14 protein-coding genes are annotated in these 13,584 nt (G+C 74.2%); 8 read left to right on the plus strand and 6 right to left on the minus strand.

Features of this window, described 5'->3' with window-relative positions; genetic code table 11:
- Nucleotides 1-215: 215 nt before the first annotated feature.
- Genes ACI79W_RS17955 through ACI79W_RS17965 form a run of 3 tightly spaced genes read left to right on the plus strand, consistent with a single transcriptional unit; the run spans nucleotide 216 to nucleotide 2,678 of the window.
- Nucleotides 216-1,463, plus strand: coding sequence for a DUF3152 domain-containing protein (locus ACI79W_RS17955; protein ID WP_456563452.1), 1,248 nt, complete (start codon nucleotides 216-218; stop codon nucleotides 1,461-1,463).
- A gap of 43 nt (nucleotides 1,464-1,506) precedes the next feature.
- Complete coding sequence (locus tag ACI79W_RS17960) at nucleotides 1,507-2,346, plus strand: alpha/beta fold hydrolase (RefSeq protein WP_456563453.1); 840 nt, start codon at nucleotides 1,507-1,509, stop codon at nucleotides 2,344-2,346.
- Complete coding sequence (locus ACI79W_RS17965) at nucleotides 2,343-2,678, plus strand: YnfA family protein (protein WP_456563454.1); 336 nt, start codon at nucleotides 2,343-2,345, stop codon at nucleotides 2,676-2,678. Before ACI79W_RS17960 ends, ACI79W_RS17965 begins: the two co-directional genes overlap by 4 nt.
- 26 nt (nucleotides 2,679-2,704) lie before the next feature.
- Here the strand turns inward: ACI79W_RS17965 and ACI79W_RS17970 are convergent, their stop codons facing one another.
- Nucleotides 2,705-3,919 (minus strand): DUF222 domain-containing protein, encoded by a 1,215-nt coding sequence (locus tag ACI79W_RS17970; protein WP_456563455.1) that lies wholly within the window; start codon nucleotides 3,917-3,919, stop codon nucleotides 2,705-2,707.
- A gap of 108 nt (nucleotides 3,920-4,027) precedes the next feature.
- Between ACI79W_RS17970 and ACI79W_RS17975 the strand changes: the two genes are divergently transcribed.
- Nucleotides 4,028-4,225, plus strand: a complete 198-nt coding sequence (locus ACI79W_RS17975; RefSeq protein ID WP_456563456.1) for a DUF4190 domain-containing protein — start codon at nucleotides 4,028-4,030, stop codon at nucleotides 4,223-4,225.
- Between the two features lie 32 nt (nucleotides 4,226-4,257).
- On the opposite strand, the gene ACI79W_RS17980 is transcribed toward ACI79W_RS17975, so the two are convergent.
- Nucleotides 4,258-4,842 carry a dienelactone hydrolase family protein gene (locus ACI79W_RS17980; protein WP_456563457.1) on the minus strand — a complete coding sequence of 195 codons (585 nt, stop codon included), beginning with the start codon at nucleotides 4,840-4,842 and terminating at the stop codon, nucleotides 4,258-4,260.
- 62 nt (nucleotides 4,843-4,904) lie between these two features.
- On the opposite strand from ACI79W_RS17980, the gene ACI79W_RS17985 reads away from it, so the two are divergent.
- The 4 genes from ACI79W_RS17985 (at nucleotide 4,905) to pgm (ending at nucleotide 8,631) form a co-directional block, all read left to right on the plus strand.
- Nucleotides 4,905-5,603, plus strand: a complete 699-nt coding sequence (locus ACI79W_RS17985; protein WP_456563458.1) for a helix-turn-helix transcriptional regulator — start codon at nucleotides 4,905-4,907, stop codon at nucleotides 5,601-5,603.
- A gap of 75 nt (nucleotides 5,604-5,678) precedes the next feature.
- A complete protein-coding gene (locus ACI79W_RS17990) occupies nucleotides 5,679-6,533 on the plus strand; it encodes a helix-turn-helix domain-containing protein (protein WP_456563459.1) in 855 nt (284 codons plus the stop codon).
- The gene (locus ACI79W_RS17995) at nucleotides 6,530-6,958 is read left to right on the plus strand and encodes a VOC family protein (protein ID WP_456563460.1); all 429 of its coding nucleotides are present in this window, start codon (nucleotides 6,530-6,532) and stop codon (nucleotides 6,956-6,958) included. The genes ACI79W_RS17990 and ACI79W_RS17995 overlap by 4 nt, the downstream gene beginning before the upstream one ends.
- 38 nt (nucleotides 6,959-6,996) lie before the next feature.
- Complete coding sequence (pgm, locus tag ACI79W_RS18000; RefSeq protein WP_456563461.1) at nucleotides 6,997-8,631, plus strand: phosphoglucomutase (alpha-D-glucose-1,6-bisphosphate-dependent); 1,635 nt, start codon at nucleotides 6,997-6,999, stop codon at nucleotides 8,629-8,631.
- 86 nt (nucleotides 8,632-8,717) lie between these two features.
- Here the strand turns inward: pgm and glpK (ACI79W_RS18005) are convergent, their stop codons facing one another.
- The 4 genes from glpK (ACI79W_RS18005) to ACI79W_RS18020 form a co-directional block, all read right to left on the minus strand.
- The gene (gene glpK, locus ACI79W_RS18005) at nucleotides 8,718-10,235 is read right to left on the minus strand and encodes a glycerol kinase GlpK (protein WP_456563462.1); all 1,518 of its coding nucleotides are present in this window, start codon (nucleotides 10,233-10,235) and stop codon (nucleotides 8,718-8,720) included.
- Between the two features lie 23 nt (nucleotides 10,236-10,258).
- Nucleotides 10,259-10,996 carry an MIP/aquaporin family protein gene (locus ACI79W_RS18010; RefSeq protein ID WP_456563463.1) on the minus strand — a complete coding sequence of 246 codons (738 nt, stop codon included), beginning with the start codon at nucleotides 10,994-10,996 and terminating at the stop codon, nucleotides 10,259-10,261.
- A 138-nt stretch (nucleotides 10,997-11,134) separates the two neighbouring features.
- The gene (gene glpK / locus ACI79W_RS18015) at nucleotides 11,135-12,655 is read right to left on the minus strand and encodes a glycerol kinase GlpK (RefSeq protein ID WP_456563464.1); all 1,521 of its coding nucleotides are present in this window, start codon (nucleotides 12,653-12,655) and stop codon (nucleotides 11,135-11,137) included.
- Nucleotides 12,648-13,376 (minus strand): IclR family transcriptional regulator, encoded by a 729-nt coding sequence (locus ACI79W_RS18020; protein ID WP_456563465.1) that lies wholly within the window; start codon nucleotides 13,374-13,376, stop codon nucleotides 12,648-12,650. Before ACI79W_RS18020 ends, glpK (ACI79W_RS18015) begins: the two co-directional genes overlap by 8 nt.
- Nucleotides 13,377-13,584 lie beyond the last annotated feature (208 nt).

Raw genomic sequence — 13,584 nt, forward strand, 5'->3', positions numbered from 1 at the left:
TCCTCTCGTCGACCCCCGGCACGGTAGAGGCCGGGGACGACGGCGCCGGGCAGGAGGCGGGCGTGCCGACGGCGGATCGTCACGCGGTCGACATCCCACCCGGGGGCTCCGGTGCGGTAGACCGGTCGGCGACAGCAGCCGGCGCTGGATCGGCCCTCGCCGTCCGCTGGCACGGACGTCACGAACGGGCAGTGCTGCCCGCGCCGGAGGACCTCATGACCCGAGCCCTGCGCCTCCTCGTCGCCGCCCTCGTCGCCGTGGCGGCGGTGGTCCTGCAGCCCGCCGGCGCTTCCGCCGCGGAACGGACGGTGACCTACACGGTCTCCACCCGGGGCGCGGTCGCCGGCGACCTCGGGTACTTCACCGACGTCGCGCGCGATGCGCTCTCCGATCCGCGCGGCTGGAGCCTCGGTGGGACCCTGGCGTTCCAGCAGGTGGGCTCGGGCAGCGACTTCGACCTCGTCCTGGCCTCGCCGTCGGTGATCGCGGCGGCCTCGCCCGGGTGCAGCGCCCAGTGGAGCTGCCGGGTGGGGCGCTCGGTCTACATCAACGACGAGCGCTGGCGGTTCGGCACGGCGTCGTGGCCGCACGACCTGGCCCTCTACCAGCGCTACGTGATCCTGCACGAGGTCGGGCACTGGATCGGGATCCCGCACACCGACTGCCCCACCGCGGGCCGCACCGCCTGGGTGATGCAGCAGCAGTCGATCTCGCTGCAGGGCTGCCGCGCCAACGTCTGGCCGGTCATCGCCGAGCGGGAGCAGGCGGGTTCCCGCATGGGCGTCACCGTCGCCTGGGCGGCGATCGAGCAGCGGTACCGCGCGCTCGGTCAGGAAGGCGGGATCCTCGGCGTGCCGGTGGATTGGGAGCAGCGTTCCCCGGACGGCGTCGGGGCGTACCAGAACTTCGCCCGACCGGCGACGATCTACTCCAGCCCGGCGACGGGTGCGCACGAGATCTACGGGGCGATCCGCGGGCACTACGGGTCGCTGGCCTACGAGCTCGGGCCGCTGGGCTACCCGACGACGGGGGAGCGCGGGTCCCCCGACGGGGTGGGGCGCTACCAGAACTTCGCGCGGCCGGGGACGATCTACTTCACCCCGGCGACGGGTGCGCACGAGATCTACGGGGCGATCCGCGGGCACTACGGGTCGCTGGCCTACGAGCTCGGGCCGCTGGGCTACCCGATCACCGGGGAACGCGGCTCCCCGGACGGTGTGGGCCGCTACCAGAACTTCTCCCGGCCGGGTGGCGCGTCGATCTACTTCACGCCGAGGACGGGTGCGCACGAGGTCTACGGCCCCATCTGGTCCCGCTGGGGGGAGACCGGCTGGGAGCTGGGGCCGCTCGGCTACCCCGTGAGCGGCGTGTACGGCGTCGCGGGCGGCAGCCGGACGGACTTCGAGGGCGGGTACATCACCGTGGACGCCGCCACCGGGGACACGGAGGTCGTGCTGGACTGACTGCGGGGCCGCGCGGCACCGCCGGCTCTGGTGGAATCGCCCGGTGACGGAGAACGCCGAGGAAGCCCTGCACGCCCGGACGCTGGGTGAGTCCGGCCCGCGCGTGGTCTTCGTGCACGGGCTGTTCGGCCAGGGGAAGAACTGGACGACGATCGCCAAGGGCCTGGCCGACGACCACCGGGTGACGCTGCTGGACCTGCCCAACCACGGCCACTCCCCGTGGACCGACCGGGTCGACTACGTGGACATGGCCGGGCTGGTCGCCGCGGAGCTGGAGTCCTTCGGGGAACCGGCCACGCTCGTCGGCCACTCCATGGGCGGCAAGGTCGCCATGCAGCTGGCGCTGCGCCGTCCGGAGCTGCTGCGCGCGCTGGTCGTCGTCGACATCGCCCCGGTCGAGTACCCGCTGAAGGGCGGCCGGACCGAGGACCCCGACGAGGAGGCCTCGCCCTTCGCCGCCTTCATCGCCGCGATGCGGGCGATCGACCTGGGGGCGCTGGAGTCCCGGTCCGATGCCGACGCCGCCCTGCGCGCCGCCGTCCCGAGCCGGATGGTCCGCAGCTTCCTGCTGCAGAGCCTCGGCCGGCAGGAGGAGGGCGACGGCTGGCACTGGCGGCTCAACCTCGAGCTCCTCGAGCGCGACCTCGGCGAGCTGCGCGGCTTCCCGGAGCCCCCGCACGGCGCGACCTTCGACGGTCCGGTGCTGTGGATCGCGGGTGCGAACTCCCACTACGTGCTCCCCGAGGACCGGCCGCACATGGACGCGCTGTTCCCGTCGACGCGGCTGGTGAAGGTGAAGAACGCCGGGCACTGGGTGCACTCCGAGCAGCCGGAGGTCTTCCTGGAGACGCTGCGGAGGTTCCTCGACGCGGTGGAGCGGTGAGCGTCACCCGCTCGCTGCTCCTGTTCGCGCTGGCGGCGCTGGCCGAGATCGGGGGCGCCTGGCTGGTGTGGCAGGGGGTCCGCGAGCACCGCGGCTGGGCCTGGATCGGTGCCGGGGTGATCGCGCTGGGGCTGTACGGCTTCGTGGCCACGCTCCAGCCCGACGCGAACTTCGGCCGGATCCTCGCCGCGTACGGCGGTGTCTTCGTGGCGGGGTCCCTGGCCTGGGGCATGGTCGTCGACGGGTTCCGGCCCGACCGGTGGGACGTCGCGGGGGCGCTGATCTGCCTCGTCGGCGTCGCGGTGATCATGTACGCCCCGCGCGGCGCGTAGCGGACGGCGGCGGCGCCGCCGGTGGCTCAGGGACCGGCGCGGTTGCGGATCTCCGTCCCGTCGGGGCGGTAGGTGCGCCACCAGCCGGTGCCGGGATCGCGGCGCAGGGTGAAGCCGCCCTCGTGGCAGCTGGTGTGGTGCCGTTCGCAGAGCAGCGCGCCGTTGTCGCAGCTGGTCGGCCCGCCGTGCGCCCAGTGCACCACGTGGTGGACGTCGCACCACTCCGGTGGGGCGTCGCAGCCGGCGAAGACGCAGTGCGCGTCGCGGACCTCGATGGCCCGGCGGATCGCCGCCGATGCGGTCCGCTGCGCGCGGCCGACGTCGAGCGGCAACCCGTCCGGACCGGTGATCACGCGGGCGACGCCGGCATCGCAGGCCAGCCGGCGGGCGGTCTCGGGGTTGATCGGGCCGGCCCAGGCCAGGGAGCCACCGGCCACGCCGGGGGTGCCGCGGGCGGCGCACAGGGCGAACCAGTCGATGGTCACCCGCACGTGCGGCCGCTCCCCGCGCACGGCCGGCAGCGCCCCGCCGTCCAGCGCCCCCCGGGCGAGGGCGACCAGCGCGTCGGCCTGCCGCTCGGCGTGCGAGCGGGCGTCGCCGGCGGGGCGGTCGCCGTTCACCAGCGCGGCCAGCGCGGTGTGCACGTGCTCCCCGCCGACGGCGTCGAGCTCCCCGCGCAGGTGCACCCGCCCGTCCAGGCCGGGTGCCATGGTGAAGCGGCGGCGCACGTCGGCGGCGTCGTCGAGGGTGCCGTCGGGGTCGACGCCGGCGACCCACTCCTTCACCCCGCGAGCGGTGTCGTGCGGTGCGGTGGCGCGGGCCAGCTCGGCCAGGATGGCGTCGGTCTCCCCCAGGTCGATGCCCATCTCGGCGGCCTTCGCGATGCGGCGGGGGGTCATCGCCCGGGTGATGACCCGGGCGTGGGTGGCGCTGATCGCCCCGGCGGCGAACGCCGCCGCGGTGGCCGGCAGCTGCTCGAGCCGCCGGCCGGTGGAGACCGTCGCGGTGGCCTGCTCGGGTGCCATCCGGCAGCTGCCCCGCAGCCAGGCCTGCATCGACACCGCGCCGTCACGGCGGTAGGCCTCCCGCCGGTCGGCGGCCCGCACCGCCGTGGTCAGGGCCGCGGTGACCCGGTTGACCGTGGTGCTCAGCTCGCCGACCAGGTCGAGCAGCGTGTCCTCGGACAGCTCGCCCAGGTCGATCGCTGCCAGCTCGTCGAGGGCGGAGCGCAGCTCGGACACGCACTGCCTCCCTCCGGCGGGGACCTCGACCGACACCCGACACTAGGACGGGGGTACGACAGAAACCGCAGGTCAGACGCGCAGCCCGCCCCCTACGGGCAGCCTGGTGTGCTGGGCATCCTCTGGATCTACTGGATCGGCAGCATCCTGACGCTGGTCTTCGGCTACGTCGCGAAGCAGCAGATCCAGCAGCGCGGCGAGTCGGGCGATGGCATGGCGACGGCGGGGATCGTGCTCGGCTGGATCGGGGTGGGTTTCTTCGCCTTGTCCGTCCTCTTCGGGGTCGCCTCTGTCAGCGGTCACTGAGCACGGCGAGCCGGGGGACGCGAAGTCCGCGGTCAGTGGGTGAGGCCGTCGAGGAAGGCCAGTGCCCGCTGCCAGAGCAGTTCGGTGGCACGTGGCTCGTACTCGGTGGGCAGGCTCGGATCGGTGAAGAGGTGGCCGGTCCCCGGGTAGTCGAACGTCTCGACCCGACCGCCGCCGCGGGTCGCCTCCGCCGCCACCGCATCGATCCACTCCTGACGACGGAAGGGGTCGTCCTGGCTGTAGTGGATCTGCACGGGTAGGCCCGGGGGCCAGGCCGCCACGCCCAGCACCTTCAGCGGCAGCGCACCGGAGAACAGCAGCAGCCCGGCACAGCGGCGGCGGGTGGCGACGTACTGGGCCATACCGGCGCCGTTGGAGAACCCGGCCGCGACGAAGCCGTCGGGCAGCTCCGAGACGCCGTCCAGCGCGGCCTGCATGAGGGCCGGGAAGCCGACCTGCTCCGTGCAGGCGACGCCTCTCCCGTAGTCGTCGAAGACCAGCCCGTCGTACTGGTCGACCACCGTGACCTGGTGGTCGGCCGCTCGGAGGCGGTCGGCGGCATCGGTGATCCCGGGGCGGACGCCGAGGGCTGAGTGGAACAGGGCGATCGATGTCATGGCAGGACTGTGCGACGCCTCCGGTGACACCGTGCTGTCACCGACCCTGGGAGGATTCCCGGGTGAACCGCACCGACCGGCTGCACGCGCTCAGCGAGGAGCTGCGCCGGGCGGGGCCCCGCGGTCGGACGGCGGGGTGGCTGGCCGGCTGGCTGGAGGTGTCGGTCCGGACGGTGAAGCGCGACGTCTCCGCGCTGCAGCAGGCCGGTGTGCCGATCTGGGCCACGGCCGGTCCCGGTGGCGGGTACGTGCTGGACGCGGCGGCCACCCTGCCGCCGGTCAACCTCACCCCCGCCCAGGCGGTCGCGGTGGCTGTGGCCCTGGCCGGGGGGCCGGACGCGCCGTTCGCCGTCGACGGACGCGCGGCGCTGCAGAAGGTGCTCGACGTGATGGGACCGGTGGCCCGCACCGAGGCCGAGCGGCTGGCCGGCCGCGTGTGGGTCCGCGGCCCGTCCACGGCACGCCCGAACGCCGCCGCCGTGGTCGAGCAGGCGCTGGCCCAGCGCCGGGTGGTGGCCCTGCGCTACCAGGACCGCCACGGCACGGTGACCCGTCGACGGGTCGAGCCGCACCTGATCGCCCGCACCGGCGACCGCTGGTACCTGGTCGCCTGGTGCCGTGAGCGGGATGCGCCCCGCTGGTTCCGCTGGGACCGCATCGAGAGCGCCGCCCTCACGACCGAGCCCGCCCCGTCGAGGGACCCGGCCCTCTACGGCACCCCGCCCCCCGACGCCCACGCCGTCGGGCAGCACGCCCGCTGACCCGCACCGGGCCCAATCGAACGCGTCGAGTGGGCGGCTCTGGAGCCCTCAGCGCTCCGCTGCCATCCTGGCCGGGTGCGGCAGGAGTCGGTGGTGCACCGCCCGCACCCGGCGCTGCGCCCGTACGTCGCCGCCGCCCTGGGCTACCGGCACGAGGGCTTCCCGCCCGGCGAGCACCTGGGCCTCCCCTCCCCCTGGCTGACCGTCGTCCTCACCCTCGACGACCCGCTGGAGGTGGCCGCCCACCCGGACCCGGCGCAGCCCCCCGGCCGGTTCGACGCCCTGGTGGGCGGGCTGCACACCCGCCCGGCGCGGATCGTCCACCCCGGCCGGCAGGCCGGCATCCAGCTCTCCCTCACGCCGCTGGGGGCGCGCGCCCTGCTCGGCGTGCCCGCCGGCGCGCTGGCCTCGGTGGACGTCGCGCTGGCCGACCTGCTGGGCCCGTCGGGCGGGGAGCTGCTGGACCGTATCCGCGCCGCGGATGGCTGGCCGGCCCGCTTCGCCGCCCTCGACCGGGGGCTGCTGCGCCGGCTGCGCGACGACGACGGCGTCCCCGCGGAGGTGGTCGAGGCGTGGCGGCTGACGACGGGGGGCGGCGGCCGGCTGCGCGTCTCCGAGGTGGCCGCCCGGGTCGGCTGGTCCACCCGGTACCTCGAGCGCCGGTTCCGCGCCGAGACCGGGCTGGGCCCGAAGGAGGCGGCCCGCGTCGCGCGGTTCGACGCGGCCCGCCGCGCGCTCGCCGGGCGCGTCGCCTGCGGTCGGCCGCCCGACCTCGCGGCTCTCGCCGTCGCTGCGGGGTTCAGCGACCAGGCGCACCTGACCCGCGAGTGGACGGCGTTCTCCGGGCTGGCGCCGACCCGCTGGCTCGCCGCGGAGTTCGGATACGTGCAAGACACCGCCGCGCTCGCCACGGCACTGTCGTCGCCATGACGACGACGCAGCAGACCGACCAGCAGCAGACCGCGCCGGCCCCCATGGTGTGGCCGGCCTTCCGGGCCCGGGACGCCCGCGGGCTCATCCGCTTCCTCGTGGATGTCCTCGGCTTCGAGGAGACCGCCGTGTACGGCGAGGGCGACCGGGTCGACCACGCCCAGCTCGACTGGCCCGAGGGCGGTGGGGTCATGCTCGGCTCCGTCCGGGACCACGGCGGCCAGTGGCCGGTGGAGTCGACCGGCTGCTACGTCGTCACGGACGACCCGGACGCCGTGCACGCCCGCGCCGTCGCCGCCGGCGCGGAGGTCGTGCGAGCGCCGTACACGACCGACTACGGCTCCCGGGACGTCACCATCCGCGATCCGGAGGGCAACGTCTGGCAGTTCGGCACCTACCGCGGGGAGCCCCGCCGCACGCGCTGATCTCGCGGGGACGACGCCGACGCGCCAAGATCAACGGCATGAGCGACGCCCGCGCCGGACAGCCGGCCCAGCCCGCAGACCTCATCGACGTGGCGTCGCTGGTCAGCGCGTACTACACCGTCGAGCCCGACCCGGCCGAACCCGCCCAGCAGGTGGTGTTCGGCACCTCCGGCCACCGCGGGTCCTCGTTCGACGCCGCGTTCAACGAGGCGCACATCCTCGCGACCACGCAGGCGATCTGCGAGTACCGGGCCGAGCAGGGCTTCGACGGGCCGCTCTTCCTGGGCCGGGACACGCACGCGCTCTCCGAGCCGGCCTGGGCGACGGCGCTGGAGGTGCTGGCCGCCAACGACGTCACCGTCCTGGTCGACGCCGGCGGCCGCTACACCCCGACGCCGGCGATCAGCCACGCGATCCTGCGGGCCAACCAGGGCAAGCAGCATGGCCTGGCCGACGGCATCGTGGTGACGCCGTCGCACAACCCGCCGCGCGACGGCGGCTTCAAGTACAACCCGCCGTCCGGTGGGCCGGCCGACACCGACGCCACGGGCTGGATCGCCGGGCGGGCCAACGACCTGCTGCGCGCCGGGCTCAGCGGCGTCCGGCGGGTACCGGTGGAGCAGGCGCGCTCCGCCGCGGAGGCCTACGACTTCCTGGGCACCTACGTCGACGACCTGCCCGGGGTCGTCGACCTCGACGCGATCCGCGAGGCGGGGGTCCGGATCGGTGCCGACCCGCTCGGCGGCGCCAGCGTCGACTACTGGGCGGCCATCGCCGAGCGGCACCGCCTCGACCTCACCGTCGTCAACCCGCTGGTCGACCCCACGTGGCGGTTCATGACGCTGGACTGGGACGGCAAGATCCGCATGGACTGCTCCTCCCCCTCGGCGATGGCCTCGCTGGTCGATCGCCGGCACGAGTTCCAGATCGCCACCGGCAACGACGCCGACGCCGACCGGCACGGCATCGTGACCCCCGACGGCGGGCTCATGAACCCCAACCACTTCCTCGCCGTCGCGATCGCCTACCTGCTCAGCCACCGCCCCGGCTGGGCCAAGGACGTCGCCGTCGGCAAGACGCTGGTGTCGAGCTCGCTCATCGACCGCGTGGTGGCCGATCTGGACCGCCGGCTGGTCGAGGTGCCCGTCGGGTTCAAGTGGTTCGTCCCGGGCCTGCTCGACGGGTCGGTCGCGTTCGGCGGCGAGGAGTCCGCCGGCGCCTCCTTCCTGCGCCGCGACGGCGGCGTCTGGACGACGGACAAGGACGGCATCCTGCTCGCGCTGCTGGCCGCGGAGATCCAGGCGGTCACCGGCCGGTCGCCCTCGAAGCTGCACAAGCAGCTCACCGACCACTTCGGCGAGTCCGCGTACGCCCGCATCGACGCCCCGGCGACCCGCGCGGAGAAGGCGGCGCTGGGGAAGCTCTCCCCCGAGGACGTCTCCGCCACCGAGCTGGCCGGTGAGCCGATCACCGCCAAGCTCACCCGCGCCCCGGGCAACGACGCCCCGATCGGCGGGCTCAAGGTGACCACGGAGAACGCCTGGTTCGCCGCCCGGCCCTCGGGCACCGAGGACGTCTACAAGATCTACGCGGAGTCCTTCCGCGGCCCCGAGCACCTCGCCCAGGTGCAGGAGGAGGCCCGCGCCGTCGTCGCCACCGCGCTCGGCAGCTGACGCCGCGGCCGGTCAGCGGGCCAGCAGACCGCCGACCGTCCTCCCCGGCGCTCGGGGGGAGCGCCCGGGGAGGACGGCGTCCTGCGTCAGCTGACGTCCTCGTCCACCCAGTCCAGGGACTTCGTCACCGCCTTCTGCCAGTTGCGGTAGTTCCGCTCCCGCTCCTCGGCCGCCATCCGCGGTTCCCAGCGCTTGTCCTCTGCCCACTTGGCGGTCAGCTCGTCGAGGTCGGACCAGAAGCCCACCGCGAGCCCCGCCGCGTAGGCGGCACCCAGCGCGGTCGTCTCGGCGATCTTCGGCCGGATGACCGGCACGTCGAGCAGGTCGGCCTGGAACTGCATGAGCAGCTCGTTGCCGACCATCCCGCCGTCCACCCGGAGCTCGGTCAGGTCGACGCCGGAGTCGGCGTTCATGGCGTCGAGGACCTCGCGGGTCTGGTAGGCGGTCGCCTCGAGCACCGCCCGGGCCAGGTGCCCCTTGTTCACGTACCGGGTGAGCCCGACGACGGCGCCGCGGGCGTCGGACCGCCAGTGCGGGGCGAACAGCCCGGAGAACGCCGGGACGAAGTACGAGCCGCCGTTGTCGTCGACGGTGCGGGCGAGGTCCTCGATCTCCGGCGCGCTCTTGATCATGCCCAGGTTGTCCCGCACCCACTGCACCAGCGAGCCGGTGACCGCGATCGAGCCCTCCAGCGCGTACACCGGCTTGGCGTCGCCGAGCTGGTAGCACAGCGTGGTGAGCAGGCCGTTCTGCGAGGGCACGGCCTCCTCGCCGGTGTTCAGCAGCATGAAGTTGCCGGTGCCGTAGGTGTTCTTGGCCATCCCGCGCTCGAAGCAGACCTGCCCGAACGTCGCCGCCTGCTGGTCACCCAGCGATCCGGAGATGGGCACGCCGGCGAGGAAACCGGCCTTGCGGCCCCGGCCGTACTCCTCGGAGTTGGACCGGATCTCCGGCAGCATCGACACCGGGATGCCCATCTCCTCGGCGATGGACTCGTCCCAGGCGAGCGTCCGGTAGTCCATGAGCATCGTGCGCGAGGCGTTGGAGACGTCGGTGAGGTGCTGCCCGCCGTCGGCTCCGCCGGTCATGTTCCACATCAGCCAGGAGTCGATGGTGCCCATGAGCAGCTCGCCGCGCTCCGCCCGCTCACGGGCGCCCTCGACGTTGTCGAGGATCCAGCGGACCTTCGGCCCGGCGAAGTAGGTGGCCAGGGGCAACCCGACCCGGTCCTTGTACCGGTCGGCGCCGCCGCCCAGCGCGCCGAGGTCCTCGATGATCTTCGTGGTGCGGGTGTCCTGCCAGACGATGGCGTTGTAGACCGGTTCGCCGGTCGCCCGGTCCCAGACGACGGCGGTCTCCCGCTGGTTGGTGATGCCCACGGCGACGATGTCGGAGGAGCCGGCGTCGCTGCGGGCGATGGCCTGGCCGACCACCTCGCGGGTGTTGCGCCAGATCTCCATCGCGTCGTGCTCCACCCACCCGGCCCGCGGGAAGATCTGCCGGTGCTCCTTCTGCCCGACCGACACGACCGCCCCGTCGTGGTCGAAGATCATGCAGCGGGTGCTCGTGGTCCCCTGGTCGATGGCTGCGACGTACTGCGGCATGGGAGTTCCTCTCGGTTGGTCGGTCAGAACGGGATGTGCGACAGGCCGCCCGCGAGGACGGCGCCGACGAGCGGGCCCACGATCGGGACCCAGGCGTACCCCCAGTTGCTGCCGCCCTTGCCCCGGATGGGCAGGACGGCGTGGGCGAGGCGGGGACCGAGGTCGCGGGCGGGGTTGATGGCGTAGCCGGTCGGGCCGCCGAGCGAGGCGCCGATGCCGACGACCAGCAGGGCGACGGCCAGCGGGCCGAGCTGGGTGGGCGTGTCCCCGAACCGGAGGATCACGTACACGAGGACGAAGGTGCCGATGACCTCGGTGACCACGTTGTCCTTGACCGTGCCGATCGCCGGTCCGGTGGCGAAGGTGCCCAGCTGGGTCCCGGCGGCCTCCGGGTCGTTGTAGTGCCCGTAGTAGGCGAGGTAGGCCAGCACCGCGCCCAGGAAGGCGCCGACCAGCTGGCCGGCGAAGTAGACGAGGGTGGCGGCCACGGTCACGGGGACGCCGGGCGCGTACTCCTCCGTCCCCCTCACCCACAGGCCGACGGTGACGGCCGGGTTGATGTGCGCACCCGAGGCCGCACCCGCGAAGACGCCGGCGAAGACCGCGAGCCCCCAGCCGAAGATGATGACGATCCAGCCACCGCCGTTGCCGTACGTCTTGGGCAGCGCGACGTTGGCCACCACCCCGACACCGAGCAGGATCAGGATGCCGGTGCCGAGCACTTCACTGCCGAAGACTGTCCAGAGGCTCGTGGTCTCCACGGGTAGGCGCTCCTCGAGTTCGGGCCGCAGCGTCGCGGGCCGTGGGTGTCGTCGGACCCCGGGTGCTCGCCACCGCCAGGTCCGTCCCGCGGACCGTAGGAGCGCAACTGTGACGCAGACAACAGCGCTGGTTCGACATCATCGGACAGCCGGGTTCCAGGGCGCCCCCCACGCGATGCTGAGCTGCACGGCGCGCTCCCAGCGCGGGTACTCGGCGTTCAGCGCCCGGGCCTGCTCCGGTGAGGGTGTCCACTGCGCCGCCCGGTGCCAGTTCCGGCGCAGCGCCTCGACGTCGGACCAGACGCCGACCGCGAGCCCCGCGGCGTACGCGGCTCCCAGCGACACGGTCTCCCCCACCATGGGGCGGACCACCGGGGTGTCCAGCACGTCGGCGATGAACTGCATCAGCAGGTTGTTGGTGGTCATACCGCCGTCGACCCGGAGCGCGGGCAGCAGCAGCCCGGAGTCCGCGGCCATCGCCCGGACGACGTCCCGGGTCTGCCAGCCGGTGGCCTCGAGCACCGCCCGGGCCAGGTGGCCCTTGGTGACGTAGGAGGTCAGCCCGGCCACCAGCCCACGGGCCTCGCCCCGCCAGTGCGGGGCGAGCAGGCCCGAGAACGCGGGGACGACGTAGCAGCCGCCGTTGTCGTCCACCGTGCGGGCGAGCGTCTCCACCTCGGGGGCGGTGGTGATCAGCCCCAGCCCGTCGCGGAGCCACTGCACCAGGGCGCCGGCGACCGCGACCGAGCCCTCCAGGGCGTACCGCACCGGCTCGCCCGCCAGCTGGTAGGCGATCGTGCTGATCGAGCCCGACCGCGTGCGCACGAGCTCGGTGCCGGTGTTCTGCAGCAGGAAGCTCCCGGTGCCGTAGGTGCACTTCGCCTCCCCCGGGGCGAAGCAGGCCTGCCCGAACAGCGCGGCCTGCTGGTCCCCGAGCGCCCCGGTGATGGGCAGCGGCTGGGCGAGCGCGGTGGCCGTGCCGAGCACGCCGACCGAGGGCCGGATCTGGGGCAGCATCGCCGCGGGGATGCCGAAGAACGCCAGCAGGTCGGGGTCCCACCGGCAGCTGCGCACGTCCATCAGCAGCGTGCGGCTGGCGTTGGTCACGTCGGTGACGTGCAGGCCACCCTCCCGGCCGCCGGTGAGGTTCCAGATCAGCCAGGTCTCCATCGTCCCGAACAGCAGGTCCCCGCGCTCGGCCCGCTCCCGCGCGCGGGGCACGTGCTCGAGGATCCAGCGCAGCCGCGGCCCGGAGAAGTAGCCGGCGATGGACATGCCGCTGCGTTCGGCGACGAGGCCGGCGTCCGGCCGGGCGCTGAGCTCGGACACGAGCTCCGCGGTGCGCGTGTCCTGCCAGACCAGGGCGCGTAGCACCGGCCGGCCGGTCGCCCGGTCCCACACGACGGTGGTCTCCCGCTGGTTGGCGATGCCCAGCGCGACGACCGTGCCCGCCGAGCCGAGGTCGGCCAGCACCTGGTCGGCCGTCCACCGCGTGTTGGCCCAGATCTCCATCGGGTCGTGCTCGACCCAGCCGGGCCGGGGGAAGTGCTGGCGGTGCTCCCGCTGCCGGACGGCGACCATGCGGCCACCGCGGTCGAACACCAGCGAGCGGGTGGACGTCGTCCCCTGGTCCACGGCGAGCACGTAGCGGTCAGGCACCGCCGTACCCCAGCTCCCGGGAGACGGCGGCGGCCGCGTCGGTCACCATGCCCAGCAGGAGGCCCCGCGGCGCGCCGCGGCCGTCGAACAAGGCGGTCACCGGACCGCTGACGCCCAGTGCGGCCACGACCGGGCCACCGGGCCCGCGGACGGGCGCGGCGATGCACCCGCGGCCCGCCTCGTGCTCCCCCCGCTCGGCCGCCCAGCCCCGGGCCCGGACCTCGGCCAGCTCGGTGGCCCGGCCGTCGGTCGCGGTCCGCGCCGTCCGGTGCCCGGGCGCGTGCGCCAGGAGCACCTTGCCCAGCCCCGTCGTCCGGGCCGGCAGCGCGGCCCCCACCTCCAGCACCTGCGCGGAATCGTCCGGCCGGAAGATGTGGTGGACGACGACCACCTCGTCCTTGCCGGCGAGGGTGGCCAGCCGCACCGTGTGCCCGCTGCGGGCGGCCAGCGCGTCGGTCCAGTTCGAGGCCCGTGACCGCAGCTCGTTGACGTCCAGCCTGCTGCCCAGGTTCAGCAGCCCGGGGCCGAGGCCGTACCGGCCGGTCTGCCGGTCCTGGGCCACGAACCCCACGTGCAGCAGCGTGCGCAGCAGGCCGTGGGTGGTGGTCTTGGCCAGACCGACGGCCTCGGCGATGTCCGTGACGCCGAGCGGCTCGGGCGCTCCCCCGACCACCTGGAGGATGGCAGCCGCCCGCTCGATGGACTGCACGGTGCCCGGCATGGCGCGACGCTAGGGCATCGGCGGCTCCTGCCGGGTCCCGCCGGTGCGACGATGTCGGACGCGGTGCGTCGACGCCGTGGCCGGACCGACCTACCGTGGGCTGGCCGGGGGCCGGAGGAGCACGCCTGCCCCGCGGCCGACGGCAGCGACACGGAGGTGCACGGGCACCCGGGCACCTTCCCAGTGCGTCCCGCGCGTGGGCGGGCAT

This window comes from Blastococcus sp. SYSU DS0533, assembly GCF_054050775.1.

Bases quoted from the DNA above. Each gene is read 5' to 3' on its own strand.
- ACI79W_RS17955 (WP_456563452.1), top strand. From the start codon at position 216: ATGACCCGAGCCCTGCGCCTCCTCGTCGCCGCCCTCGTCGCCGTGGCG.
- ACI79W_RS17980 (WP_456563457.1), bottom strand. From the start codon at position 4,842: ATGACATCGATCGCCCTGTTCCACTCAGCCCTCGGCGTCCGCCCCGGG.
- ACI79W_RS17995 (WP_456563460.1), top strand. From the start codon at position 6,530: ATGACGACGACGCAGCAGACCGACCAGCAGCAGACCGCGCCGGCCCCC.
- pgm (WP_456563461.1), top strand. From the start codon at position 6,997: ATGAGCGACGCCCGCGCCGGACAGCCGGCCCAGCCCGCAGACCTCATC.
- glpK (WP_456563462.1), bottom strand. From the start codon at position 10,235: ATGCCGCAGTACGTCGCAGCCATCGACCAGGGGACCACGAGCACCCGC.
- ACI79W_RS18020 (WP_456563465.1), bottom strand. From the start codon at position 13,376: ATGCCGGGCACCGTGCAGTCCATCGAGCGGGCGGCTGCCATCCTCCAG.